Raw genomic sequence first — 26566 nt, 5'->3', positions numbered from 1 at the left:
ACTCTTCAAGGGTTCTGACCTGAGGGGTTGTTCTGGCGCTGTTGCTGCAATTGCCGGCGGCGCGCTTCGATCCGCTCGCGGATGGCCTGCAGTTGCTCCGACGACGGGGCCGGCGACGACGGCTGGGGCGCGCTCGGGGTCGGCGCCTGGTTCGGCACCGGGTTGGCGGGCTGGTTCGGCGGGCGCGGCGCGGTGGCGTTGGCCTGGCCGTTGGGCGCGGACGCCGGCGGCGGCATCTGCCCCTGCCCGGCGGCCGCACGCCCGGCCTGGCCGAGCACGGTCGGCGGTTGCCCGCCCTTGCCGTCGAACACCTTCAATTCCAGGGTCTGGGTACCGCCGCTGCCGCTGACCGTGGCCTGGCGCGGCGCCAGCGACAGCAGCCGCCAGCCTTGCACGGCGTCACCGCCTTCCTGCAGGCGCAGCGACTCGCCCTGCTCGGTGGTCAGCGTGGCCATCTTGAAGCCGTCGGTGAGCAGCACGCCGGTCAGGCGCACGTTGGGCGCGGCGGATTGGCCGCTATCGGCGCTGAGGAAGAACGGATGCGGGCGGCGGTCCTCGGCGAACACCGGGCGCGCGGCGATCTCGCCGTACTGCGAGAAATCGCCCAGGCGATGCGCGGTGGCCGCGGGCAGGCTCGGCAACCGCTGCAGCATCGACGGATCGTCGGGCAGCGGCGCCACCCGCTCGCCGAGCCCGCCCAGGCCCAGCGCCCAGATCAGCAGGCCCCACAGCGCCAGCGTGCCCAGCCACACGGTGCGCAGGCCCATCGCTTCAATTCGCATGGCGGCCCTCCACCTGCTGCGGCAGCCCGTTGGGCGCATTCGGCGCCGATGGCGCATCCGCGGCATTGGGCGTGCCCGGCGTCGCGGGCAGGTTCGTCGCGCTGGGCGCCGCAGGCGACGACGGCGTGGAAGCCGGCTCGCTCGGCCCGGCGCCGGCGGACCCGCCGGCGTTCATGACCGGCGTGTCGGAGGGCGCGGGCGTGGCGGCGGGGGGGGCCGTCCCTGCGGACGGGTCGGCCGCGGCGGACGCCGCCGGTGGCGCCGGCATCGCGTTCGGACGCAGGTAGCCGGCCAGTTCGAAGGCCACGTCCAGGCCGTTGCCGCTCTCGCCCGGCGAGAGCTGGTAGCGCTGCGCCATCACGTTGAGGTTGTCGATGAACAACGCCGGCGTGCCGCTTTCCAGCGCATGCAGCACCGCGGCCAGTTCCGGCGTGCCGCAGCGCAGGCGCACCTGCACCGCGACGCGGGTGAAGCGGTCGCTGCGGTTGTCGGCGGCCAGCGGCGAGCGGTTGCTGATCGCGCAACTGCGGTTGCCGGGGCTGGCCGTGGCCACCGCGCTTTCCAGGCGCTGCACCAGGCCGGCCGAGGCCAGCTCGGCCGAGGTCTCGCGCAGGAAACCCGGGCGCGTGGCCAGCTCGCGCTGCGCCTGCTGCAGCCGTTGCGCCACCTGCGGCGCCTGCTGCAACTGCATGCGCACACGCAGTTCGCGCTGCTGCAGTTCCTGGATCTGCGTATCGACCTCGCGCATCGGCACGGTCCACCACGGATGCACCAGCACCAGGTAGCCCAGCGCCAGCGCCGCCAGCAGCAGGCCCAGCGCCAGCCAGCGGTCGCGCTTATCGACCTGCACCGGCATCGGCGGCCTCCTTGCGCTTGGTCCCGGCCAGCTCGGCGGTGAGGGTGAAGCGGTCGCGGTGGCTGCCCGGGTCGGCCTGCAGCACGCCGGTCAGCGACGGCGTGCGCCACAGCGGCGAGCCTTCCAGCCGCCCGACCAGCGACGAGGCTTCGCTGCTGAGGCCGATCAACTGCAACTGATTGCCCTCGATCGAGAACTTCTCCAGATAGGTGCCCTCCGGCAGGCGCTTGCTCAGTTCGTTCCAGACCTCCACCGAGGCCGGGCGCTCGGCACGCAACTGGTCGAAGAACGCGGCGCCTTCGACCAGGTCGACCAGTTGCTGGCGCTGCGCGGCGACCGCGCGCGCGCGCTGCGCGCCGCTGTCCACCTGCGTGCGCAGGTGCTCCAGCGCGTCGCGGCGGTTGTCCAGCAACTGCCAGCCGGCCGCGCACAGCGCCAGCACCGCGGTGGCGGCGAGGATCGCGTTCCAGCGCCGCATCGGGTCGGCACGGCGGTGGCGCTGTTCCTGCGGCAGCAGGTTCACCCCCAGCGGTGCGCCAGTGCTGCCGGCGACGTCGATGCCGGCAAGGGTCGGGCGCAGCGCGCCGGCGCTGGCCTGCAGGTCGTCCAGCACGCGGCGCGGGGCCACCACCAGTTCGGCGTCGAGCTGGGCGTCGTCGCGGCGGCCGTCGACGCGCACGTCGTAGATCACCTGGTCGGCCTGGAATGGGGTCTGCCGGTCGATCTCGAACTTCACCACCTCGCGCAGGTGCTCGGCCGCCGCCGCCGGCAGGCGCAGCCGGCGTTGCAGCGCCGCCTCGGCCGGCAGCAGCCAGACCCGCGGCAGCGCCGCCAGGCGCGGCCCCAGCAGCGCCTCCAGTTCGGCGGGCAGCAGCGGCCACGGCAGCGCCAGCGGCGCGCCCAGTTCGGACTCGACCTGCCGCGCCAGCATCAGCTGCTCGCCCTCGCGCCACAGCAGCAGCCGCGCCTGCGACCAGCCCAACTGCAGCTGCCAGCGCGGCGGCAGCCACGCCATCAGCGAGCGCTGCCACCAGGCCAGCAGCCCGCCCGCACCGGGGGCGATGCGTACGCCAAGTTTGTCCATCGTGTCGCGCCACGCCGTCATCGCACCGTCGTTCCTTCTTGCCAACGCAACACAGTGTAGGCGGAGCCCGGCAGCGCCGACGAGCCTGGGCGCACCACCGCGCGCAACACGCCCTCGCGGCCATTGCCCAGCCGCGCCCGGCTTTCGATGCTATAGGTGCCGCCACCGCCCATGCCGACCATGCCGAGCTGGGTCTGGTCGGTGCGTTCGCGCTGCGCCAGCACCTGCTGTGCGTCCAGGCCGAGCGCGGTCAGCACCGGCCCCGGCGCGAAGTCCGGCGTCGGCCGCGACACGCCGCCGTACAGGGTCAGGTTGGGCAGCAGCTTGGCGTACAGCTCCGGGTCCATCCCCAACACCAGTTGCAGCTCGGCCAGGCTCTCGAACGGCGCATCCTTGGCGCCGTAGGGCAGGCCCGCGGCGGCATAGTCCGGATCCTCGGCGCCGTTGGGCTGGGTCAGGTTGTCCGGGTCGCGCCAGTCCACGATCGCCGCGGCGATGCGCTCGGCGCGCTGCGGATCCTCGCCGACCGCGCGCACCAGCGCCGCCAGCAGCGGCGCGTCGGCCATGTTCAGATCGACCTTGCCGCTCTCGTCGGTGACCCGCAGGTCGACCGTGGCGCCTTCGTACTGCCAGCGGTAGCGGCGCCCGTCGGCACGCCAGCCCGGCTGGGTGGGGGTGCCGGCGAGCCGGGTCAGCGCGTATTCCAGGCCGGCGCGGGCGCGCTCCTGCGCCTCGGCACCGTCGCCCAGCACCTTGCCCTGCAGGTTCTCGGTACGCGCGGTCAGCGCGAAGGCGCCGATCAGCGCAGTCAGCAGCGCGATCAGCCACAGCACCAGCACCAGCGCGGCGCCGCGGTGGCGATACGCCGCGCTCACTGCCGCATCTCCGCGCCGCCGGCCTGGCGCAGCGCCACCACCAGCGGCGGCCACGCCGTGCCATCGCCGCTGCGCAACTCGATCGAGACCAGCAGCGGCAGCGTGTCGGTGCGCTCCCAGCGCTCCTGCCAGGGGCCGATGGTGCCGCGCTCCGGGTCCAGGCCACGGTAGCGGAAGCGCACCTCGCGCAGGTCGCGCGCCAGCGGCTCGGGGGGACGCGGCGGGGTCTCGGCCAGTTGCTTGCCGGCCTGCACCTGCACCAGCGCGATCGCCAGTTGCCGATGGTCGCCCTCGCCGCTGACCCGCAGATCGTGCAGATAGGGGCCACCGCGGCCGAGGTACTCGGGCAGATCGGCGACGAACTGCATGCGCTGCGGTTCGCCGACGAAGCGCACCGGCTGCAAGGTGTGCGTGTCGATGTCCAGCGGCAGCGACTGTGCGCCGCTCAGGCGCCGGCGCAGGAAACCCTCGACCGCGCGCATGCGTTCGCTGCGTCCGGCGATCGCCTCGCCGCGGCCGCTGATCGCCATCGCCGAGCGCAGCGTGGCGAAGGCCAGGGTCAGACCGCCGACCAGCAGCACCGTGGCCAGCAGCACTTCGATCAGGGTGAAGCCGCGCGCGGTGGCGCGGTGCGGCGCACGCGTGTTCATTGCGGCACCCCGTTGCCTTGCGGGGCGACCAGGCGCAGGGTCTTCCACTGCAGCGCCTGCGCCGGCGTATCGCCCCAGCGCACCTGCAGGGTCAATTGCAGCAAGCTCGGCGCACCGGGCGTCACCGCGGCGTCGGGCGGCCGCCGCGGGTCGGCGTAGGGCGCCACGTCCAGGGTCCAGCGGTAGCGGCCCTCGTCCAGCGTGCCCTGGCTGCGTCCCGGCTGCAGCGGTTGCTCCACGCCCTGCGCGGCCAGCAGCGATTGCGCATACAGGGTGGCGCGGCTCAGTTGGTCGGCGCGCTGCACCTGGCGTGCGGCGCCGGACAGCGAGCCCAACAGCAGCGTCAGCGCCAGCGCCAACAGCGCGAACGCCACGATCACCTCGATCAGGGTGTAGCCGCGCTGGCGGTTCATGGGCCCGCCTGGTCCGGCGCACGCCCGACAGTGACCTCGCCGGTCAGCCAGGTCACGTCGATGCGCCAGCGCGCCTGGCGCGCCTGCAGCTCGATGCGCCCGCCGGTGGAGGCGCCGTCCTCGAAGAACTGGATCGCGCCCTCGCCGTCGCGGCGCTGCGCCTGGCGCGCGCCGGTGAAGCGGATCGTCAGCGACGGCGGGATCTCGCCGTGGCGGCCGTTGGGCGCCTGCCAGCGGTGCGCCTGCGGATCGATCAGGAAGCGTTGCGGCTGGCCGCTGGCGATCGCCTGGGTGCGGGTGTAGCGCAGTTGCGAGGCGATCTCCTTGGCCGCCGAGCGCAGGCGCATGCCGTCGATGCCGCCGGTCAGCACCGAGGCCGCCAGCAGCGCGGCGATCGCGATCAGGCCCACCACCAGCAGCATCTCCAGCAGCGACACGCCGCGCATGCGCGCACGCGCCTCCGGCGCGCACGCCGGCGCGCCGAAGCGCAGCGCGCCGGCAGGGGCCCGGATCACGGCGCCGGATCACTCGTACTTGATGTCGGCGTCGTAACTGCTGCCGCCGGGCTGGCCGTCCTTGCCCAGGCTGATCAGGTCGAACGGACGGCCTTCGCCGGGCACCTTGTACTCGATCGGGTGGCCCCAGGGGTCGTTCAGCTCGGCGGGCTTGGCGTACGGACCGAGCCAGCCGCTGACGCCGCCCGGCGCGGTGACCAGGTCGTCGAGCTTGGACGGCAGCTTGCCGGTGTCGAGCTGGTAGTTGTCGATCTTGCCGGCCATGGTCTGGATCTGCGACTTGGCCAGATTGGCCTTGCCGCGGTCGGCGCCGCCGAGCACGCGGCTGCCGACCAGGGTCAGCACCGCACCGATCAGCACGATGACGATGATGATTTCCAGCAGGCTCATGCCCGCCTGGCGTGCGGCGGACGGGGAACGGGTGAGGGAGCGGCGGAGAGTGCGCATTGCATGGATCCTTGCGGTGGAAGACCTATGTAGCCGAACACGGTGACGATGGCAGCCGGTGCCGGACGGCGGTACAGCGGCGCGTCACGCACGCCGTCACACAGGCCGACGGAGGATCCGTGCCGCGCGCACGCACGGCCGCGGCCGGCACGCGCGGCGCCGCAGGCAATGGGACAGGGGCGGCGGCGGAAGGTTCCCGCGCGGGAACGCGCGGCGTCACAGTCCGCGAGGGCCGCCGCCAGCGGCCCGGCCGAGGCCGGGCGTTCGGCGCCACAGGCGCCATGGCGCAGCGCGCGGACGCAGCAAGCAAGGCCGCTGCCGTCCATGGCGTCGCATTGCCGGCTCCGGATGGACCGGCCCGGCCCTCCATGGCCGGGCGTTCGGCCATGCGCGAACCGATGGTTCGCAAGCGCATGGCCTCTTTCGACTCGTTCGTCCGCTGCGCGACGCGCCTGCGCGGCCATCCATGGCGCAGCATCACGAGCGCCGGAACCACCGGCTCGGCCAGCCCTGGCCGGGCGTTCGGCGCCACAGGCGCCATGGCGCACCGCGCGGACGCACCAGGCAAGGCCGCTGCCGTCCATGGCGTCGCATTGCCGGCTCCGGACAGACCGGCCCGGCCATCCATGGCCGGGCGTTCGGCCATGCGCGAACCTGCGGTTCGCACGCGCATGGCCTCTTTCGATTCGTTCGTCCGCTGCGCGACGCGCCTGCGCGGCCATCCATGGCGCAGCATCACGAGCGCCGGAACCACCGGCCCGGCCATCCCTGGCCGGGCGTTCGGCGCCACATGCGCCATGGCGCACCGTGCGGACGCATCAGGCACGGCCGCTGCCGTCCATGGCGTCGCATTGCCGGCTCCGGACAGACCGGCCCGGCCATCCATGGCCGGGCGTTCGGCCATGCGCGAACCTGCGGTTCGCAAGCGCATGGCCTCACCCAATCGCATTGGTGAGGTCGTAGAGCGGGACGAGGACAGAGATGATCACCAGGCCGACCACCGAGGCCAGGACCAGGGTGATCGCCGGCACCATCGCGGCCAGCAGGCGGTCGATGGCCTGGGCGGTCTCCTGTTCGAAGGTGTCGGCGGTCTTCAGCAGCATGATGTCGAGCGCGCCCGATTCCTCGCCGACCTGGATCATCTGCAGCGCCAGGCGCGGAAAGCGCTTGCCCTTGGACAGCGACGCCGACAGGCCGTGGCCGTTCTTGACGTCGTCGGCCGCGGCGGCGACGTCGGCGGTCAGCGCCAGGTTCGACAGCACGTTGCGGGAGATGCCCAGCGCCGCCAGCAACGGCACGCCGTTGCGCAGCAGGGTGCCGAGGGTGCGGGTCAGGCGTGCGGTCTCCAGTCGCGAAATCAGCACGCCAACGAAGCGCTGGCGCAGCAGCCAGGCATCGAAACTGGCGCGGAACGCGGGATCGCGGCGCTTGCGGTCCACCGCCAGGAGGGTCACGCCCGGCACCACCAGCAGCAAGATCCACCAGTCGCGCACGAACAGGCCCACGCTCAGCACCGCCTGGGTGAACCACGGCAGCGCCACATCCAGGCTCTCGTACATCTGCGCGAACTGCGGCACCACGTAGCCGAGCAGGAACAGCAGCGCGCAGCCGACCACGCTGACCAGGATCGCCGGGTAGATCAGCGCGTTGATCACCCGCCCGCGCAGTTCGCGGCTGCGCTCCAGGTACTCGGCCAGGCGCTGCAGCGTGTCGTGCAGGCTGCCGCCGGCCTCGCCGGCGCGCACCATGTTGATGTACAGGCGCGAGAACAGCCCGTGCTGGCGCTCCAGCGCAGTGGACAGCGGCGCGCCGCCGCGCACCGCGTCGCGGATATCGCCGACGGTGCGCTTGGAGCGTTCGTCCTCGGGCAGTTCGAGCAGGATCGACAGCGCGCGGTCCAGCGGCTGGCCGGCGCCGAGCAGGGTCGCCAGCTGCTGGGTGAACTGCACCAGCGCCGCACCGTCGAACGGCTTGGGCCGGAACAACCCGCGCAGCGAGGTGCCACCGCCCTCGGCGGCGAGCTTGGCCTGCATCGGCATGTGCCCCTGCTCCTGCAGGCGCAGCGCCACGTCCGCCTCGCTGGCGGCTTCCATCTGCCCTTCCAGGACCTCGCCGTGCGAGTCCAGGGCTTTGTAGCGATAGAGCGGCATCAGGTGCGGGACCCGGGACCCGGGACTCGGGACCCGGAAAACAACAATGACGCATTGCGTGCGCACAGACGCAAAGCGGCGAGCGAGCGGGTGGGTGCGACGGACCTGCGCGACAACAGCATCAGGTTTCCTCCGTCACGCGCAGGACTTCCTCGATCGTGGTCTGGCCGCTGAGCGCCTTGGCCAGGCCGTCCTCGTACATGGTGCGCATGCCGGCCTCGCGCGCGAGTTGCTCGATCTCGCCCATGCCGGCATGGCGCATCACCGCACGCCGCAGCACGTCGTTCATCACCAGAAATTCCATGATCGTGGTGCGGCCGACGTAGCCGGTCGGCGCGATCGCCGAGGGCCGCGGGCGGTACAGGAAGATCTCGCCTTCCGGCTGCAGCCGGCGCAGTTCGAACTTCTCGATCTCCTCCGGCGAGGCGGCATAGCGCTCGGCGTGGGTCGGCTCCAGCCGCCGCACCAGGCGCTGGGCGAGGATGCCGTTGATGGTGGAGGTCAGCAGGTAGTCCTCCACGCCCATGTCGAGCAGGCGGGTGATGCCGCCGGCGGCGTTGTTGGTGTGCAGGGTGGACAGCACCAGGTGGCCGGTCAGCGCGGACTGGATGGCGATGCGCGCCGTTTCCAGGTCGCGCATTTCGCCGATCATGATGATGTCCGGGTCCTGGCGCACGATGCTGCGCAGCGCGTGCGAGAAATCCAGGCCGATCTGCGGCTTGGCCTGGATCTGGTTGATGCCCTCGATCTGGTATTCCACCGGGTCCTCGACGGTGATGATCTTGACGTCGGCGGTGTTGAGCTGGCTCAGCGCGGTGTACAGCGTGGTGGTCTTGCCCGAGCCGGTGGGGCCGGTGACCAGCAGGATGCCGTGCGGCTGCTCCAGCACCTTGCGGAACTGCGGCAGGAACGCGTCGGTGAAGCCGAGCCGGTGGAAGTCGAACACCACGGTCTCGCGGTCGAGCAGGCGCATCACCACGCTCTCGCCGTGCGCGGTGGGCACGGTGCTCACGCGCAGGTCCAGTTCCTTGCCCTGCACCCGCAGCATGATGCGGCCGTCCTGCGGCAGGCGGCGCTCGGCGATGTTGAGCTTGGCCATGATCTTGACGCGGCTGATCACCGCCGCGGTCAGGTTGGCCGGCGGGCTCTCGCCGTCGATCAGCACGCCGTCGACGCGGTAGCGCACCTTCAGTCGGCTCTCGAACGGCTCGATGTGAATGTCCGAGGCGCGCAGTTCCACCGCGCGCTGGATCACCAGGTTGACCAGGCGGATCACCGGTGCCTCGGAGGCCAGGTCGCGCAGGTGTTCGATGTCGTCGGCGGCGACGCTGTCGCCGTCGGCGGTTTCCACGATCGCGCCCATCGCGCTGCGGCCCTGGCCGAACCAACGCTCGATCAGGTCGTCGATCTCCGAGCGCAGGCCGACCCGCGGCAGCACCTGCAGGCCGGTGGCCAGGCGCACCGCGTCGGCGGCATAGGCGTCGTGCGGATCGGCCATCCACAGTTCCAGCACGCCGTCGCGCTCGCCCAGCGGGCACACATGGAACTGCTTGAGGAAGCGCAGCGACAGCGGTTGCGCCTCGGGCAGGCTCTCCGGCGCGGTGGCCGGCAACTGTTTGGCGTCGAGCAGCGGCAGGCCCAGGACCTCGGCGCTGAGCTCGGCATGGTCGCGCTCGGAGACCAGGCCCAGGCGTGCCAGCAGCGCCAGCAGGCTGCCGCCGGACTCGCGCTGCAACTGCCGCGCGCGCGCAAGGTCGCCGTCCTTGAGCCGGCCCTTGGCCAGCAACGCCGCGATGATGCGGCTTTCGGGCGTCTCCACGACAACGGCAGTGTCCTTCACGAGCGCGTTCACGCTATCCCTCCCAGATGACCGTGCGACTTTAGCAGTTCGGCATGACCCGACGCCGAATCCGGCGCGCGCCCCTGCCGCTGTCTACGGGAGGCAGGGACACCGGCATCGGCATGCCCATGGCGGTCATCGGCCTGACATCCTCGCAGGACATGGTGGACGGTTGCGCCGCGCCCGGTGCCAGCCGCACAGCGGCGACACGGCACCATCCCCCAGACGCAGGAAACCCGGCCGGAGCCGGGGTTCCTGGAACCGCATGGCGCTTCCCTGCGCCGTGTGCGCTTACTGGCGCGCGACCAGGCTGACGCCGTTGTAGGTGCTCTCGCCGACCAGCTTGATGTAGTAGGTGCCGGCCTGCGGCGCGGTGAAGCGCACCGTCTCGTTGTTGCCCGGACGGGTCGACTTGGCGTCGGCGTTGCCGGTGCCCGGCTCCTTGCCGAAGCTGACATACAGCGACACGTTGCCGCTGCCGCCGTAGGTGAGGAAGCTCAGCACTGCACCGGCCTTGGCCTCGAAGCTGTACAGCGCCTCGTTGCCAGCGGCTCCGGCCAGGCCCGCCACCGCCACCTTGTTGGTCAACGCGGTCGCCGGCGGCGCGCACTGTTCGGTGGCCGGATCGCACGGCTCTTCCAGCGCCTTGGCCAGGGCAGCCTTGGCGTCGACGATGCCGGTGCCGATCGGGGTGCTGGACGGGATCGACACCGGGAACGGACGCGCGGTCTGCTTGAGCAGGGTCTCCAGCGCCGCCGGGGTCAGCGGCGCCTTGCCCGCGGCGATCAGCGCGCTCTGCACCAGTGCGGCCACCGCGGCCACGTGCGGCGAAGCCATGGAGGTACCACCCAGGCCGAGGTAGTAGTAGTCGCCGGAGGTCGGCGTGGTCTTGCCGCTGTAGCTGGTCTGCCAGATGTAGCCGCCCGGATTGCCATCGACGCTGCCACCGCCGCCTGGACCGGACAGGTCCACCTTGGCGCCGAAGTTGGAGTAGTAGGTGATGCCACCGGTGATGCGGGTGGCGCCGACCGCGACCACGTTGTCGCAGCTGGCCGGGCTGAAGTTGGCGGCATTGGCGGTGTTGTTGCCGGCGGCCACCACCACGGTGGTGCCACGCGACACCGCACCGTTGATCGCCTCCTGCGTCGCGCTGTCGCAGGCGCCACCGCCGCCCAGGCTCATGTTGATGATCTCGGCCGGGTTCTGGTTGGCTGGCACGCCGGACACGGTGCCGCCCGAGGCCCAGATGATGGCGTCGGCGATGTCGGAGGTGTAGCCGCCGCACTTGCCGAGCACGCGCACCGGCAGCACGGTGGCGTTGGGCGCCACGCCGGCCATGCCGATGCCGTTGTTGGTGGCCTCGGCGACGGTGCCGGCGACGTGGGTGCCGTGCCAGGAACTGTCGTCGGCGAGGGAACCGGCGTAGCACTCGTTGTCGTTCTCGACCCAGTCGCCGTAGTCCAGCGCGCCCGGCACGCGGGCGTCGGTCGGACGCCGCGAGGTCGCCGCGTCGGAGATGAAGTCGTAGCCCTGCAGCAGGTTCACCGCCACGTCCGGGTGGTTCGGCAGGATGCCGGTATCGAGCACCGCGACCACCACACCGTCGCCCTTGGACACGTCCCACGCGGCCGGCGCGTTGATGCCGCCGGTGGCGTTGCTGTAGTGCCACTGGTACTGCGCATACAGCGGGTCGTTGGGCACGAACTGCGGCTGCACCTGCGCCTTGGCCCGCAGCACCTCGACCGGGCGCAGCTTGGCGTCGACCTGCGCGTACTTCACCGTCGGGTCGGCGGCGATCTCCGCCACCACCTTGTCCAGATCGGCCTTGCTCAGCTTGCCGGTCAGGCGGATCAGGTCCGCGCCGATGCCCAGGGTGCGTACGTACTCGGCGCGCACGCTGGCCGCGGCCGCGCGCGAAATGCCGTTGCCACCGCCGAGGCTGGCGCGGCCCACCGCCGACTGCACCGCCGACAGCTTGGCGCTGCGGTCGCTGGCCGCGGCGGTGCCGGCGTTGTAGCGCACCAGGATGCGGTTGGAGGTCACCGCATCGGCCGGCGCGGACCTGCCCGGTTCCTTGACCGGCAGCGGCGCCGAGGCGCTGGCCGCGATCGCGCTCGAGGCTCCCAGCGACATCGCCAGCATGGCGGCGGCGATGGCATTGATACGAAGGTTTTGCTTGTCGATCACGTTGACGTCCTCTTCAAAGTTTCGTGGATCAGGCGACAGTTGCGGCCGTAAAAACTCCCTTTTCCGAATCCGTTGGCCGGCCCAGCCAAGGTCCTGTGGTCTGCCCCCTCAGGCCATTGCGTGGCGGACGGCGGCACGCGCCGCCGTCCGCGATGGATCACCAGCCGAAACCGGCACCGATGCCGATGGAGCTGTCGTCGCTGCTGAAGGCACCGCCGATGGTCACGGTGGCGCGATCGCTGAAGGCACGCTGGTAGCCCACCGACAGCGCCGACTCGCCGTTCTGGAAGCCGATGCCGGCGCCGACCCGGTTCTGGGTGCGGATGCCGGCGGCGCTGGTGGCCATGTTGAGCATGGCTGCGCTCATCGCCCCCTGGCGGTCGATGCGGCGGTCCTGGTCGCGCAACCGCGCATCGACGTCGCCGCGCAGCACCTCGAAGCTGTCGGCCATGGTGCCGAAGCGCGCATCGGTGTACGACTTGGCGGTGGCCACGCCGTTGTCGAGCTGGCTCTTGTTGACCGCATCGGTGGCCTGGGTGCCGGCGGCGACGTTGGCGAGCTGGCGCTCGTTGCCGGCGCTGCCGATCGAGACCGTCTGCGCGCGATCGGCCACCGCGCCCTGCCCCAGTGCGACCGCGCCCTGCGCGGTGGCGCTGGCCCCCTGGCCGAGCGCGGTGCCCGAGGCCGCGCTGACGCTGGCGCCCTCGCCCATCGCCACCGCGTTGGTCGCCACCGCCGCGATGTGGCTGTTGGCGCCCACCGCGGTGCTGCCGTCGGCATTGACCTTGGCGTTGCTGCCGATCGCGGTGTCGTTGGGGCCATGCGCATACGCGCTGCCGCCGATGGCGGTACCGGTGACGTCGTTGGCGCGCGCGGCGGTCCCCACCGCCGTGGCACTGGAGGCCACCGCCACGTTTTCGCCGACCTGCGCAGTGCCGATGCTGCCGGACACCGGCGTCTCCGCCGCCGCGGTTGCAGCCGTGGCGGCCGACGCCGCAGGCGCCGCCTCGGTGGCCTGCGCGGCCACCGCACTGGTGCCGACCATGCGCGCGCTGCGTGCCGCGGTGGCGCTGCCGCCGCCGGTGCGCGCATCCAGTTCGCTGACCTTGCCGTCCAGCGCCGCCAGCGCCGCGCCGACGTTGGTGTAGCTGGCGCCCTGGATCACGTAGGTCGGCGCCACGAACAGGCCCTGCGCGCCGAGTCCGGCACCACCGCCCAGGAACGTGGCCATGTTGCTCAGCGACTGGTACAGCTGGCCGCCGTTGATCGCCTCGGTGCTGCCGGCGGCGACGCTGCCGGCGGTCAGGTTGACGATGCGCCGGGTGGCCGGGCCGCCGCGGCCGTTGCCGCTGCCCAGCGACACGGTGTCGGCCTCGTACACGCGCGAGCCGGCGCCGAGCGCGACCGCGTTGTCCGCCGAGACGCCGGCATTGGCACCGAGCGCGACGCCGTTGCTGCCGCTGTTGCGGACGAAGCTGTTGTAGCCCATCGCCACGCCGTTCTCGCCGATCGCATTGGTCTGCAGGCCGATCGCGGTGCTGCGCGCGCCGGTCGCCGAGCTGCCGGCACCGTTGGCGGTGGCACCGGCGCCGGCGGCGACGCTACCCACGCCCAGCGCGGAACTGCGCAGGCCGCTGGCGGTGGCGCCGGCACCGGCCGCGGTGCTGTCCACGCCGCTGGCGCTGGCCACCGCGGTGCCGGAACTCTGGAAGCGCGCACTGGTGTCGCCAGCGGCCGTGGCCACCGCATCCAGCTGCGCCTTGTTCACCGCATCGTTGGCGTTGACTGCGGCACCCACATTGGTGATGCGGCGCGTGGCCGGTGCAGTGACGCCGTTGCCACCGCCCACCGACACCACGTTGGCTTCGCTGGTGCGCGCGCCCGAGCCCAGGGCGACGCTGCCGGCGCCGCTGGCAGAAGCGTTGATGCCCAGCGCCGTGGCATTGGTGCCGCCGAAGGCGAAGGCGTTCTGGCCGATCGCGGTGCCGCCTTGCGCCGTGGCCCAGGCGAACTGGCCGACCGAGGTCGTCTGCGCCGCCGTGGCCCAGGCCGAGGCACCGAGCGCGGTCGCATCCTCGCCGGTGGCGCGGGCGCTGTAGCCCAGCGCCGCGGCATACGCGCCGGACGCGGTGCTGCCCCAGCCCAGCGCCGAGGCGTAGTTGCCCGCCGCTGCCGCACCGTAGCCGAACGCGCTGGTGCGGGTACCGCTGGCCGCGCTGAAGGCACCGACCGCGGTGCTGTAGTCGCTGCCGGCCGTGGCCTTGTAGCCGTCGGCAGTGGCCTGCAGTCCGCTGGCGATGGCACCGGCGCCGCTGGCGCTGCTGAACGTGCCGCTGGCCTGCGCACCCGCGCCCAGCGCGGTGGCGCCGGCGGCGCTGGCGGTGGTGGTGCCGTCGAGCAGCACGTTGCCGGACGCATCGGTGTAGTACAGCGAGCCGCCGATCGCGGTGCTGGATTCGCCGGTGGCGGTGGCGTTGTAGCCGGACGCGGTGGCGTAGCGAGCACCGGCCAGCGCGCCGCTGCCGAACGCCGAGGCGCCGGTGCCGTAGGCGTTGCTGGCCTCGCCGGCGGCGGTGGCGTAATTGCCTTCCACGTAGCTGCCGACATCGTCGGCCGGATCGCTGCCGCCGCTGGCCTTGAACTGCTTGCCGGTGGCATCGGCGGACTGCTTGACCGCGTCGAGCTGGGCGACGTTGACCGCGTCGGTGGCCTCGGTACCGGCGGCGACACTGGTGATCTGCCGCTCCTTGCCGGCGCTCCCCACCGAGACGGTGTTGTCGCGCGCCGCCTCGGAGTTCGCGCCCAGGGCCACGCTGTTGACGCCGGACGCATAGGCGCCGTAGCCGAAGGCGCTGGCGCTGTCGGCGCTGGCGTAGCTGAGGCTGCCCAACGCGCTGCTGAAGTCCGCGGTGGCGCCGGCGCCGGCACCGAACGCCGCGCTGTTGGCGCCCGAGGCCTCGGCCGGGATCAGGCCGAAGAACGAGGTGCCGCCGACCGCCACGCTCTCCGCGCCCGAGGCCACGCTGTACTCGCCTACCGCCACGCTGCCGCTGCCAGAGGCGGTGGAAGACACGCCGACCGCGGTGCCGTAGCTGCCGGAGGCCAATGCGCCGTAGCCCAGCGCCGAGGACAGGTAGCCGGTGGCCTCGCTGTAGCCGCCGAGCGCAGTGGCGCCGGTGCCCGAGGCGGTGCTGCGGAAGCCGGTCGCCGTGGCCTGGTTGTCCGAGGCCACCGCTTCGTTGCCGGTAGCGGTGGCATAGGTGCCGCTGGCCTGCGCGCCGGCACCGCTGGCGGTGGCGCCGATCTCGCTGGCCTGGGCGTTGCTGCCGATGGCGATGCTGTTCTCGCCCGACGCCTGGCTGGTGTTGCCCAGCGCGACCGCGTCGACGCCACTGGAGACGGCATTGAAGCCGATCGCGGTCGCCCCGGCGGCCACGGCATTGGCGCCGCCGCCGAGCGCGGTGGCGCCGTCGGCGGTGGCGTTGGCGGCTTCGCCAGCGGCCAGCGCGTTGTCGCCGTCGACCAGCGCGCCGGCATCGCTGTCGGTGCTGCCGCTGGCCTGGAAGTACTTGCTGGTGGTCGCCGCCGCCTGCTTCACCGCATCCAGCTGGGCGACGTTGACCGCATCGGTGGCCTCGGTACCGGCGGCGACGTTGGTGATCTGCCGCTCCTGCCCGGCGCTGCCCACCGACACGCTGTAGGCACGGTCGGCAACCGCCCCGGCGCCCAGCGCCACCGCATTGGCGGCGGTGGCCTCGCTGCCGGCACCGAGGCTGATCGCGCTTTCCGCATCGGCCACGGTATTGGTGCCAATGGCGATGGTGTTGACCTGGTTGCCCAGCGCCTGGAAGCCCAGCGCCACGCTGTAGTTGCCGTAGCCGAAGGCGCCGCGGCCGACCGCAGTGGCGCTCAGCCCCGGCGCCCAGCTGTTGAAGCCGATCGAGGTGGCGCCGCTGCCGCTGGCCCACGCACCGGTGCCGAACGCCGAGGCGTTGGCGCCGGTGGCCCAGGCCGAGGTGCCGAACGCCGACGCGCCATCGGCCGTCGCCCAGGCGTAGGCGCCGACCGCACTGGCGTCCTCGCCGCTGGCCCAGGCGTTGTCGCCCTGCGCCAGGCTGTAGTTGCCGGTCGCCCGCGCCTTGTAGCCGCCTGCAGTGCTGTGGTCGCCGGTGGCCTGCGCGCCGTAGCCGGTGGCGGTGGCGACGCTGCCCGTCGCCTGCGCGCCGGCACCGAGCGCGGTGGCGTTCTCGCCGGCATTGGCGCCGACCAGCACCGGCTTGCCGTCGGCATCGACGATCGGCTGGTTGTATTGGTCGTAGGCCTGGCCGCGGCCGCCGATGGCGGTGCCGCCGGTGCCGCTGGCGCTGCTGCCGTTGCCGAGCGCGACCGCGTCATCGCCCATCGCCGCCGCGCCGCTGCCGAACGCCGCCGCGCCGGCGCCGTAGGCATTGGCCGCATCGCCGGCGGCCAGCGCACCGTCGCCGTCGGCATAGGCGCCGACCGTGCCGCCGCTGTGGGCGAAGAACTTGGAGGTGCTCTCGGCGGTGGCACGCACCGCATCCAGCTGCGCGAGGTTGACCGCATCGGTGGACTGCGTGCCCGCGGCGACGTTGACGACCTGCCGCTCGCTGCCGGCATCGCCGACCGAGACCGTGTTGGCGCGGCGCGCCACCGAATTGGCGCCCAGCGCCACGCTGTCGGCCGCGAACGCGGTGCTGTAGTAGCCCAGCGCGGTGCTGTTGGCGCCGCTGGCCCAGGACTGCGCGCCCAGCGCGCTGGCATGGTCGCCCGGCGCATAGGCGAAGTAGCCCAGCGCGGTGCTCTGCAGGCCCGAGGCTTCGGTCATGCTGCCGGTGGCGGTGGAGTCGTCGCCCGAGGCGATCGCGCCGGCGCCGAACGCGGCCGCGTTGGCGCCGCTGGCCTGGGTCTGCACGAACAGGCCCAGGCCCGGGATCAGGTCGGCCGGACCACCGACCGCGACGCTGCTGGTGCCGGTGGCCGCGCTCTGGGTGCCGACCGCGGTGGCGTAGTCGCCGGTGGCGTTGGCCACCGCACCGAAGGCCGACGCCTGCGCGCCGCCGGCGTAGGCACCCACGCCGACCGCCGAGGCGGCGAAACCGCTGGCATCGGCGCTGGCGCCCAGCGCGGTACCGCCGACCCCGGCGCTGGTGGCGCCGGTATCCACCGCTACCCCGCTCTTGGTGATCAGCGGCTCGCCGTTGGCGTCCACCGCCACCCCGCCGACCGCCACCGCCGCCGGCCCGGTGGCCTGCGCGTTGGTACCGAAGGCGGCGCTGTTCTGGCCGGCCGCGACCGCGCCGCTGCCCACCGCGGTGGCCCCGTTGTTGAGCGCGTCGGCGCCGGCACCGAGCGCGGTGCTGCCGTTGCCGATGGCATTGGCCGCCTCGCCGGCGGCCAGCGCATCCTCGCCTTCGACGTAGGCGCCGGCATCGCTGTTGCCGGCGCTGGCCTGCAGGTATTTGCCGGCCTCCTGCAACTGCGCCACGTTGACCGCGTCGGTGGCCTCGGTGCCGGCAGCGACGCTGGTGATCTGCCGGGTCAGGCCATTGGCCACGTCGCCGACCGACACGCTGTTGTCGCGCGCGGCGTAGGAATGCGCGCCAAGCGCGACCGCATTGGTCGGCGCCTGGTCGCGCGCATCGTCGAGCCAGCTGCTGACGCGCGCGCCATAGCCGATCGCGGTGGCGTCGCTGCCATTGGCCTGGCTGTCGGTGCCGAGCGCCGTGCCGTTGCTGTTGAAGGTCGAGGTCACCGCGCGCGCGCCCAGCGCGACGCTGTCGGCGTTCCACGCGGTGGCCTTGTAGCCCAGCGCGATGCCGCCGTCGCCGGAGGCCAGCGCATAACTGCCCAGCGACACCGTGTACGGCGCGAACGAGCCGGCGCTGTGGCCGATCGCCACCGAGTCCGTATTGCCCGGCAGGTTCGGGAACACGTTGGCGTTGTAGCCCAGCGCGATCGCGTAGTCGGACTGGCTTTGCGCGCCGGCGCCCAGGGCGATGCCGCCGACGCCGGTGGCGGCGGCGATGCCCATGCTGTTGCCGGCGCTGGCCGCGGCGGTGCTGACGCCGCCCACGGCGACGCTGTCGGTGCCGCTGGCCAGCGCGTTCATGCCCACCGCCACCGTGCTGGTGGCGGTGGCGCGTGCGCCGATGCCCATCGCGGTGGCGTAGTCGCCGGCGGCGCGGGAGCTGTAGCCCACCGCCGTGCCCAGGTCGCCGGCCACCTCGGACAGGCCGCCGACCGCGGTGGCGCCGTCGTTGAAGGTCTGCGCGTGATAGCCCAGCGCGGTGCTCTGCACGCCGCTGGCCGAGGTGCCGGTGCCGACCGCGGTGGTCAGCGGATCCAGCGCCTGCGCGCCGCCACCGACCGCGGTGGCGGCCACGCCGAGGGCTTGCGTGGTCTGCTCGCGGCTGCCGACGATGAAGCCGTCCGCGTCGTACTCGTACACCGTCGCGGTGCTGCCGATCGCCGTGGCCGAGGTGCCGACCGCGGTGGCATCGGTGCCGACCGCGCTGGCGTGGTCGCCGCTGGCGACCGCACCGCTGCCCAGCGCCGCGGCGCCGAGGCCGGCGGCGGTGCTGGTGGAGCCGACGGCCGTGGTGTAGTCGCCATCGGCCAGCGCATCGGCGCCGGCGGCGGTGGCCTGCTGACCCTGCGCCAGCGCGGCGCCGTCGCCGCTGCCGGCGAACAGCCGCGCGGTGCCGTCGGCCACCTGCTTGACCGCATCGAGCTGATCCAGGTTCACCGCATCGGTACCCTCGGTGCCCGCGGCGACGTTGGCGATCTGCCGCTCCTTGCCGGCGCTGCCCACCGACACCGTTTCGGCGCGATCGGCGACCGATCCCTGGCCCAGCGCGACGCTGCCGCTGGCCGCGGCCTTGGCGCCGTAGCCAAGCGCGGTGGAGTCGTCGGCCTGCGCCCAGGACGCGGCACCGAACGCGGCGCTGGAGGCGCCGTCGGCCGAACTCAGCCAGCCGACCGAGGTGGAGAAGGCGCCGTTGGCCCAGGCACCGGCGCCGAACGCGCTGCCGCCTTCGCCCTGCGCCTCGGTGGTGAACAGGCCGAGCACGCTGCCGCCGACGGCGGTGCTGGACACGCCGCTGGCGAGGCTGGAAAAGCCCACCGCCACGGCATCGCCACCGCTGGCATTGGCGCCGTAGCCGAACGCGGAGGCGAAGTCGCCGCCGGCCTGGCTGAAGCCGCCGGTGGCGGTCGCCGCCAACCCGGTGGCGGCGGCGGAGAAGCCGGTGGCGGTGCTCTGCGTGCCGTCGGCGCGCGCCGCGGTGCCCAGCGCGGTGGAGAACGCGCCATTGGCCTGCGCACCGGCGCCGAATGCGCTGGCGCCCTGCGCGGCGGCGGTGGTGGTGCCTTCCAGCAGCACCTCGCCATTGTCGTCGACGATCGACAGCGCACCGCCGACCGCGGTCGCCGAGGCGCCGACGGCGGTGGCGTTGCTGCCGACCGCAGTGGCATTGCCGCCCAGCGTGGTAGCGCCGCTGCCCAGCGCGCTGGCGCCGTTGCCGATGGCGTTGGCGCCTTCGCCGGCGGCGATCGCATTGGCGCCCTCGACGTAGGCGCCGGCATCGCTGGCGTCGCTGCCGCTGGACTGGAAGTACTTGGCGGTGGTGTCGGCGGTCTGCTTGACCGCGTCGAGCTGCGCCACGTTGACCGCGTCGGTGGCTTCGGTGCCGGCGGCCACGTTGGTGATCTGGCGTTCGTTGCCGGCCTTGCCGACCGAGACGCTGTCGTCGCGGTCGGCCACCGCATCGGCGCCCAGCGCCACGCTGTTGCGGCCCTGCGCGACCGCGCTGTTGCCCACCGCGGTGCTGTTGAAACCACTGGCGCTGGAGAAGCCGCCGACCGCCGTGGCGTACGCGCCGGTCGCGTCGGCCGCCACGCCGACCGCGGCGCTGGCCGCGCCGGAGGCGATGCTCTCGGCGCCGAGCGCGGTCGCGCCATCGCCGCTGGCGGTGCTGTAGTAGCCGAGCGCGCTGGCCTCCACGCCGCTGGCTTCGCTGAGGGTGCCGCTGGCCACGCTGCCGTCGCCGCTGGCGTTGCTGGCCGCGCCGGTCGCGGTGCTCTGCGCGCCGCTGGCGTTGCTCTCGGCACCGACCGCGGTGGCGTAGTCGCCGCTGGCGCTGGCGTTGTCGCCGATCTGCAGGGCCTGCGCCTGGGCGCTGGTGGGAAGGGCGCCGGCGCCCAGCGCCAGGGCGATCGCGCCGGCCAGGGCCAGGCCGTGTGCGCGTGCGGCACGGCGGTCGCGGACGACGGCGCCGCGCGCATCGCCGCTGGCCAGTTCCGATGCCACCACCCACATCCCCAGTGCGTTGTTCCAGACCTTGCGATAAATCCGATTCATCGACGACTGCTCCTCAATTCGGCTGGTTTTTGGTCAAAAAGCCACCCTCGCCCGGCGTTCCGGCCGGCCGACCCCCTGTCGGTTTTTTGGTGCCGCACGTCCCTGCCGGGACGCGAGAGGCTCACGCCTGTCGCTGCTCGGAGCTGTATGAACCGAGGTGGAATGCGGAACTGACTCGAGTGTTAACCCGGCCTCTCGAGTACGTCAAGTTTTTGACTTGATGCGACACAAGCCGTGACAAAGACCGCGAATTCAGCCTCGATTCGTTAAATTTTCGATAAATATCAATGAAAACAACCAAGTCCCGCCAATTTTTCGGCACGCACCTTGCCATCCTTGACATGCCGCCCCGCAGGCGATTTCTTTTCCTGTCAAGGACTTGACGCAAAAGGGTGGTACACGCGCCAAAGCCCGTCAGCAGACGCCCGGCAACCGCTCCAGACGGAGGCGCATGGCGCCGGTTGCGCGAAATGGGGCGAGCGGTCGCGCGGCGGAGCGACCTGAGTGCCCGACAACGGGTGCGTGCTGCCACGATGGGGCCACCGCAGCAGAGAGCGCCACGAGAGGGCACGTGTACCGCTCGCTGGCTTGCGGCGGCGGATGGCGCAGGCACACGCACGCTGCCGCCATGACAGCAGCGCGCAAGGCGCCCACGCACCGTGATTTTCGTAGGAGCGGCTTCAGCCGCGACCGCGCACGGTCAGATCATCCGAAGCCGGGACGCGCCGACGAGAAACCCACTCGACACACAGGAAATCGACGGCATCGGCGGTCAAACCGCCGGCTCGGCCGGCCTGCACGCGGTCCCGCGTCGGGACTGAAGTCCCTCCCACATCGGACACAGCGACGCGCGATCCAGCGCATGCGCCGCGCGACGGATCCCGGGCGCTGTCCGGTATGCATCCCGGACCCCACAGCGCATGGCCGCCACCGTGGCGCCATGGCGCTGCCGACGGCACTCCTGGCCAGCGCCATCGTCAGGCCACGATCAGGGCGCCAAACACGGCACCGTCGATGTCGACCGCGCAGGCGCGCCGCCATCGCGGCGAGCGCGCCGGGGCGACGCCGGGTTCAGCCCACCCACACCCGCGCATTGCGGAACATGCGCAGCCACGGCGACGCGTCCGGCCACTCGGCCGGATGCCAGCTGAGGTTGAGCGAGCGCAGGGTGCGTTCCGGATGCGGCATCAGGATGGTCACCCGACCGTCGTCGCTGGTCAGGCCGGTGATGCCGTCGGGCGAGCCGTTCGGGTTCAGCGGGTACTGCGTCGCGACGGCGCCATGACCATCGACGAAACGCAGCGCCACCCGCGCGGCGGCCTGGTCCACGGCGCTGTCGAATTCGGCGCGGCCTTCGCCGTGCGCCACCGCCACCGGGATCCGCGAGCCGGCCATGCCGCGCAGGAAGATCGATGGCGACTCCACCACTTCCAGCAGGCTGGTGCGCGCCTCGAACTGCTCGCTGCGGTTGCGCAGGAAGCGCGGCCAGTGCTCGGCACCGGGGATGATGTCCTTGAGCTGGCTGAGCATCTGGCAGCCGTTGCACACGCCCAGGGCGAAGGTGTCCGCACGCGCGAAGAACGCGGCGAAGGCATCGCGCAGCGCCGGCCGCTCCAGGATCGAGGTGGCCCAGCCGCGGCCGGCACCCAGCACGTCGCCGTAGCTGAAGCCGCCGCAGGCGGCCAGGCCGACGAAATCGGCCAGGTCCACGCGGCCGGCGATCAGGTCGCTCATGTGCACGTCGAAGGCGCGGAACCCGGCCTGCTCGAACGCATTGGCCATCTCGATCTGGCCGTTGACGCCCTGCTCGCGCAGGATCGCCACCTTCGGCCGCTGGCCGCTGGCGACGAACGGCGCGGCGATGTCCTCGGCCGGGTCGAAGGCCAACTTGGGCCTGAGCCCGGGCGCGGCGAAATCGCGCGCCAGCGCGCGTTCCTCGGCGGCGCTGTCGGGGTTGTCGCGCAGCGTCTGCATGGCGTGGGTCACCGACCACCAGGTATCGAACAGCTCGTCCCAGCGCCACTCGGCCAAAATCTTGCCGCCCAGGCCAACACGCACCGCGGCGGCGGTGCTGGGCCGGGCGATGCGCTGCGCGCACTCGGTCAGCGCATGCCGCTCGACCAGATCGGCGAACGCGGCGCGGTCTTCCCTGGCGACCTGCACCACCGCACCCAGTTCCTCGTTGAACAGGCTGCGGAACGGATCGTCGCCCCAGGCATCGAGAGTGATGTCCAGGCCCTGCCGCGAGGCGAACGCCATCTCGCACAGCGCGGCGAACGCGCCGCCATCGCTGCGGTCGTGATACGCCAGCAGCATGCCGGCCTCGCGCGCATCGCGGATCAGCTCGAAGAACGCGCGCAGCCGCTGCGGATCGTCCAGGTCCGGCACTGCGCCGCCGAAGGCCGGCAGCGCACCGTCGCCATGCACCTGCGCCAGCACCGAACCGCCCAGGCGCTGCTTGCCGCCGCCCAGCCCGATCAGCCACAGCTCGCTCTCGGCCTCGCGCGCCAACAACGGCGTCAGCTGCGCCCGCGCATCGGCGACGGGCGCGAAGGCGGAGACGATGAGCGAGACGGGCGAGACGCTTTTGTGCGTCTCGCTGACGCCGGGAGTGGGGAGTGGAGATTCGGGATTCGCAGAAGCGCTATCCGCGCGCGCGGCGCTCTCCCCAATCCCCAATCCCGACTCCCGAATCCCAGCCACACTCCATTGCGCCTGCATCGACAGCGAGTCCTTGCCCACCGGGATGCTCAGGTCCAGTTGCGGGCACAGTTCCATGCCCACCGCCTTGACCGCGGCGTACAGGCGCGCGTCCTCGCCGTCGTGGTTGGCCGCGGCCATCCAGTTCGCCGAGAGCTTGACCTGGTCCAGCGCCTGCACCGGCGCCGCGCACAGGTTGGTGATCGCTTCGCCCACCGCCATGCGCGCGGCTGCGGCGGCATCCAGCAGGGCCAGCGGGGTGCGCTCGCCGATCGCCATCGCTTCGCCGGCGTGGGTGTCGAAGCCGGCCAGGGTGATCGCGCAATCGGCCAGCGGCAGCTGCCAGGGTCCGATCATCTGCTCGCGCGCGGTCAGGCCGCCGACGCTGCGGTCGCCGATGGTGACCAGGAAGCTCTTCGCCGCCACGGTCGGATGGGCGAGCACCCGCAGCCCCGCCTCGCGTAGGTCCAGCGCCTCGGTGTCCAGCTCCGGCCAACGCGGCGCCGGCGGCTGCCGGGTGTCGCGATGCATCTTCGGCGGCTTGCCGAAGAGGACGTCCATGGGGAGATCGATGGGGTGCTGATCGGGACCCGGGACCCGGGACCCGGGACCCGGAACGGCCAAAGCGGCCGGCTCGTGCTGTTGCGTTTGCTCTTCCCGGGTCCCGGGTCCCGGGTCCCGGGTCCCGAGCGTTCCGTAACCCACGACGAGCCTCTCCTCGGCGGTCGCCACGCCGACAGCGGCGAACGGACAGCGCTCGCGTTCGCAGATCGCGGCGAATTCGGCCAGGCGCGCCTGCGGCACGCCGAGCACGTAGCGCTCCTGCGATTCGTTGCACCACAGCTGCATCGGCGACAGCGACGGGTCGTCGCTGGGTACGCGGTCCAGGTCGATGATCCCGCCCACGCTGGAGTCGTGCAGCAGTTCGGGGATGGCGTTGGACAGGCCGCCGGCGCCGACGTCGTGGAACCAGCGGATCGGGTTGTCCGCGCCCAGCGCCACGCAGCGGTCGATGACCTCCTGCACGCGCCGCTCCATCTCCGGGTTGTCGCGCTGCACGCTGGCGAAATCCAGGTCCTCGGCGCTGTCGCCGGAGGCCACCGAACTGGCCGCGCCGCCGCCCAGGCCGATCAGCATCGCCGGGCCGCCGAGCACGATCACCGCATCGCCGGGCTGCAGCGGGATCTTCTCCACCTGCACGCGGTCGATCGCGCCCAGGCCGCCGGCCAGCATGATCGGCTTGTCGTAGGCGCGGGTCAGCTCCTGGGTCTCCGGCAGTTCGAAGCTGCGGAAATAGCCGAGCAGGTTGGGCCGGCCGAATTCGTTGTTGAACGCGGCGCCGCCGAGCGGGCCGTCCAGCATGATTTCCAGCGCCGGCGCCATGCGCGGGTTGAGCGGACGCGCGCCCTCCCACGGCTGCGGCAGGCCGGGAATGCGCAGGTGCGAAACGCTGAAGCCGGTCAGGCCGGCCTTGGGCTTGCCGCCGCGGCCGGTGGCGCCCTCGTCGCGGATCTCGCCGCCGGCGCCGGTGGAGGCGCCCGGGAACGGCGCGATCGCGGTCGGGTGGTTGTGGGTCTCGACCTTGATGCAGAACGCCGACGGCGTCACCGCCTCGCTGCGGTATTCGCCACTGGCCGGATCCGGGCGATAGCGCGCGGCCGGATGCCCTTCCACCACCGCCGCGTTGTCGCTGTACGCGCTGAGCGTGTGCTGCGGAGTCTGCTGGTGGGTGTGCTTGATCATCCGGAACAGCGAGCGGTCCTGCTCCTTGCCGTCGATGGTCCAGCTGGCGTTGAAGATCTTGTGCCGGCAGTGCTCGGAGTTGGCCTGCGCGAACATCATCAGTTCCACGTCGGCCGGATCGCGGCCGAGCTCGCCGAAGCGCTGGCGCAGGTAATCGATCTCGTCCTGGGCCAGGGCCAGGCCCAGGCGCGCATTGGCCGCTTCCAACGCATCCAGCGGGATGCGCTCGACCTCGCCGCGCGCCGGCGCCTGGAACAGCGCCTGCGCCTGTGCGGCGCCGTCCAGCAGCGACTGCGTCATCGGGTCGTGCAGCAGCCTGGCCAGCGCGGCTTGGTCGGCCGGCGCCTGCGGCCAGCCGACCAGGTCCAGGCGGGTACCGCGTTCGACCCGGCGGATCGCCAGGCCGGCACCGCGGACCAGTTCGGTGGCCTTGCTCGACCACGGCGAGCGCGTGCCCAGCCGCGGCACCACGTAGCGCGAGCAGGTGCCCGCGTCGGCCGGCGCCGGCGCGTCCTGCGCCTGCAGGATGCGGCGGGCCGCGACCAGGTCCAGTTGCCCGGCGTCGTCGCCGTCGAGGAAGTACACGTGCCAGGCGCCGACGATGCGCACGCCGGGAACCAGGGACTGCAGGCGGGTTTCGAGCCGAGCGCGACGGAACGGCGAAAGGGCGGAAGCGCCCTCGAGGACGATCATGTCCGGGGAACCGTGTGAGGAAACGGGCTGGCTATTGTAAGCCGGGATTGGGGATTCGGGATTCGGGATTTGGGATCGGCAAAAGCGGCGTTCCGTGCGGGGACGCCGCTGCGGCAGCGCCTCGGCGAATGCCCAATCCCCAATCCCCAATCCCGAATCCCCGTTCGCCAGCGCTAATGCACGCCCCGGCCTGGGTCGCTGCCGGGATGGGGATTCTGGCTTTGCAGAGCGGCGTCCCGCGCGTGGACGCTCGCCATGGGACGCACTGACGGCGTTTTGATCTCAGTGGATCTGGGGATTCAGGATCTCGGATCCGGACGCGTGGCGCTCCGCATCGGAATCCGCCGCAGCAGCGCTCCAGCGAATCCCCAATCCCGAATGCCCAATCCCCGCGCGCCAGCGCTCAGCGGCCTCCGCCCGCCTTGGTCGCTTCGGCCGCGCGCTTGTCCAGGGCTTCGCGCAGTTTGGCCGGTGGCAGGTAGCCGCCGAGCTGGGTGCCGTCGGGGGCGAAGATCGCCGGGGTGCCGTTGACGCCCAGGCGCTGGCCCAGGTTGTACTGCATGGTCACCGGGTTCTTGCAGTTGGCCGCGCCCGGCACCTTGCCGCTGGCCTTGGCGTCGGTCAGCGCCTTCTTCTTGTCCGCCGCGCACCACACCGCGACCATGTCCTTGTAGTCCTGGCTGCCCAGGCCCATGCGCGGGAACGCCAGGTATTCCACGGCGATGCCCTGCTTGTTGAGCTCGCCGATCTCGCTGTGCAGCTTGCGGCAGTAGCCGCATTCGATGTCGGTGAACACGCTGATGGTGTACTTGGGATTGGCCGGGGCGAACACAATGCGATCGGCACGCGGCGCCGATTCCAGCAGCTTGCGGCGGTAGCTCAGCAGGCCCTCGCTGGAAGCGAACTGCTTTTCCTGGATGTCGAACGGCTGCGCCTGGAACAGATAGCGGCCGTCGTCGGAGACGTACAGCACCTGCCCGCCGACCACCACTTCGCGGAAACCCGGGAACGGCGCGGCGCCGATGTAATCGGGCTTGAAGTTGGGATCCAGCTCCAGCAGCGCCGAGCGCACGCGCTGCTCGCCCGGTGCGCCGCTGGCGGCAGGAGCAGACTTGGCCGCCGCGGCAGCGCCGGCCGGAGGGGTGGTGGACTGTGCGCAGGCGGAGAGCGAAGCCGCGCCCAGCAGCGCGCAAAAAGCAAAACGGAGCATTGGCGATCCATGAGGGCTGCGAATCGCCGGATTGTCGCACA

13 protein-coding genes and 1 pseudogene are annotated in these 26566 nt (G+C 72.2%); all 14 read right to left on the bottom strand.

Going from position 1 to position 26566, the window contains the following annotated elements; translation table 11 throughout:
• Nucleotides 1-5 precede the first annotated feature (5 nt).
• The 14 genes and pseudogenes from xpsN to GGR71_RS09630 all read right to left on the bottom strand — a co-directional run bounded on the left by xpsN (nucleotide 6) and on the right by GGR71_RS09630 (nucleotide 26525).
• On the bottom strand, nucleotides 6-782 hold the full coding sequence (gene xpsN / locus GGR71_RS09700) for a type II secretion system protein XpsN (protein ID WP_184451886.1): 777 nt from the start codon (nucleotides 780-782) through the stop codon (nucleotides 6-8).
• Nucleotides 783-990: 208 nt separating this feature from the next.
• A pseudogene (gene gspM / locus GGR71_RS09695) lies at nucleotides 991-1638 on the bottom strand (type II secretion system protein GspM); the annotation flags it as partial.
• Nucleotides 1619-2743, bottom strand: a complete 1125-nt coding sequence (locus GGR71_RS09690; protein ID WP_160957493.1) for a PilN domain-containing protein — start codon at nucleotides 2741-2743, stop codon at nucleotides 1619-1621. The pseudogene gspM and the gene GGR71_RS09690, both read right to left, overlap by 20 nt.
• Entirely contained in the window at nucleotides 2740-3597 is an 858-nt protein-coding gene (locus tag GGR71_RS09685; protein ID WP_160957494.1) for a type II secretion system protein GspK, read from the bottom strand. Before GGR71_RS09685 ends, GGR71_RS09690 begins: the two co-directional genes overlap by 4 nt.
• Nucleotides 3594-4247 (bottom strand): type II secretion system protein J, encoded by a 654-nt coding sequence (locus GGR71_RS09680; protein WP_048492277.1) that lies wholly within the window; start codon nucleotides 4245-4247, stop codon nucleotides 3594-3596. The genes GGR71_RS09685 and GGR71_RS09680 overlap by 4 nt, the downstream gene beginning before the upstream one ends.
• Nucleotides 4244-4660, bottom strand: coding sequence for a type II secretion system protein XpsI (gene xpsI, locus GGR71_RS09675; RefSeq protein WP_160957495.1), 417 nt, complete (start codon nucleotides 4658-4660; stop codon nucleotides 4244-4246). The genes GGR71_RS09680 and xpsI overlap by 4 nt, the downstream gene beginning before the upstream one ends.
• A complete protein-coding gene (xpsH, locus tag GGR71_RS09670; protein ID WP_237474242.1) occupies nucleotides 4657-5106 on the bottom strand; it encodes a type II secretion system protein XpsH in 450 nt (149 codons plus the stop codon). The genes xpsI and xpsH overlap by 4 nt, the downstream gene beginning before the upstream one ends.
• Nucleotides 5107-5184: 78 nt before the next feature.
• On the bottom strand, nucleotides 5185-5622 hold the full coding sequence (gene gspG, locus GGR71_RS09665; RefSeq protein WP_048492274.1) for a type II secretion system major pseudopilin GspG: 438 nt from the start codon (nucleotides 5620-5622) through the stop codon (nucleotides 5185-5187).
• A 935-nt stretch (nucleotides 5623-6557) separates the two neighbouring features.
• Nucleotides 6558-7772 carry a type II secretion system protein XpsF gene (gene xpsF, locus GGR71_RS09660; RefSeq protein ID WP_160957497.1) on the bottom strand — a complete coding sequence of 405 codons (1215 nt, stop codon included), beginning with the start codon at nucleotides 7770-7772 and terminating at the stop codon, nucleotides 6558-6560.
• Between the two features lie 121 nt (nucleotides 7773-7893).
• On the bottom strand, nucleotides 7894-9624 hold the full coding sequence (gene gspE / locus GGR71_RS09655) for a type II secretion system ATPase GspE (RefSeq protein WP_160957498.1): 1731 nt from the start codon (nucleotides 9622-9624) through the stop codon (nucleotides 7894-7896).
• 279 nt (nucleotides 9625-9903) lie between these two features.
• Complete coding sequence (locus GGR71_RS09650) at nucleotides 9904-11799, bottom strand: S8 family serine peptidase (RefSeq protein ID WP_160957499.1); 1896 nt, start codon at nucleotides 11797-11799, stop codon at nucleotides 9904-9906.
• Between the two features lie 157 nt (nucleotides 11800-11956).
• Nucleotides 11957-20179 carry an ESPR-type extended signal peptide-containing protein gene (locus GGR71_RS09645; protein WP_456362606.1) on the bottom strand — a complete coding sequence of 2741 codons (8223 nt, stop codon included), beginning with the start codon at nucleotides 20177-20179 and terminating at the stop codon, nucleotides 11957-11959.
• 1071 nt (nucleotides 20180-21250) lie between these two features.
• Nucleotides 21251-25315, bottom strand: a complete 4065-nt coding sequence (purL, locus tag GGR71_RS09635; protein ID WP_160957500.1) for a phosphoribosylformylglycinamidine synthase — start codon at nucleotides 25313-25315, stop codon at nucleotides 21251-21253.
• 403 nt (nucleotides 25316-25718) lie between these two features.
• Nucleotides 25719-26525 carry a DsbC family protein gene (locus GGR71_RS09630; protein ID WP_160957501.1) on the bottom strand — a complete coding sequence of 269 codons (807 nt, stop codon included), beginning with the start codon at nucleotides 26523-26525 and terminating at the stop codon, nucleotides 25719-25721.
• Nucleotides 26526-26566: the final 41 nt, after the last annotated feature.

Source organism: Xanthomonas sp. F1 (assembly GCF_014199855.1).
The sequence above is the reverse complement of the archived record's forward strand: the minus strand, read 5'-3'. Positions and strand labels throughout refer to the sequence as shown.

Excerpts from the sequence above, each read along its gene's own strand:
- xpsN (WP_184451886.1), bottom strand. The coding sequence starts at position 782 with ATGCGAATTGAAGCGATGGGCCTGCGCACCGTGTGGCTGGGCACGCTG.
- GGR71_RS09690 (WP_160957493.1), bottom strand. The coding sequence starts at position 2,743 with ATGACGGCGTGGCGCGACACGATGGACAAACTTGGCGTACGCATCGCC.
- GGR71_RS09680 (WP_048492277.1), bottom strand. The coding sequence starts at position 4,247 with ATGAACACGCGTGCGCCGCACCGCGCCACCGCGCGCGGCTTCACCCTG.
- xpsI (WP_160957495.1), bottom strand. The coding sequence starts at position 4,660 with ATGAACCGCCAGCGCGGCTACACCCTGATCGAGGTGATCGTGGCGTTC.
- xpsH (WP_237474242.1), bottom strand. The coding sequence starts at position 5,106 with ATGCGCGGCGTGTCGCTGCTGGAGATGCTGCTGGTGGTGGGCCTGATC.
- gspG (WP_048492274.1), bottom strand. The coding sequence starts at position 5,622 with ATGCGCACTCTCCGCCGCTCCCTCACCCGTTCCCCGTCCGCCGCACGC.
- xpsF (WP_160957497.1), bottom strand. The coding sequence starts at position 7,772 with ATGCCGCTCTATCGCTACAAAGCCCTGGACTCGCACGGCGAGGTCCTG.
- GGR71_RS09645 (WP_456362606.1), bottom strand. The coding sequence starts at position 20,179 with ATGAATCGGATTTATCGCAAGGTCTGGAACAACGCACTGGGGATGTGG.
- purL (WP_160957500.1), bottom strand. The coding sequence starts at position 25,315 with ATGATCGTCCTCGAGGGCGCTTCCGCCCTTTCGCCGTTCCGTCGCGCT.
- GGR71_RS09630 (WP_160957501.1), bottom strand. The coding sequence starts at position 26,525 with ATGCTCCGTTTTGCTTTTTGCGCGCTGCTGGGCGCGGCTTCGCTCTCC.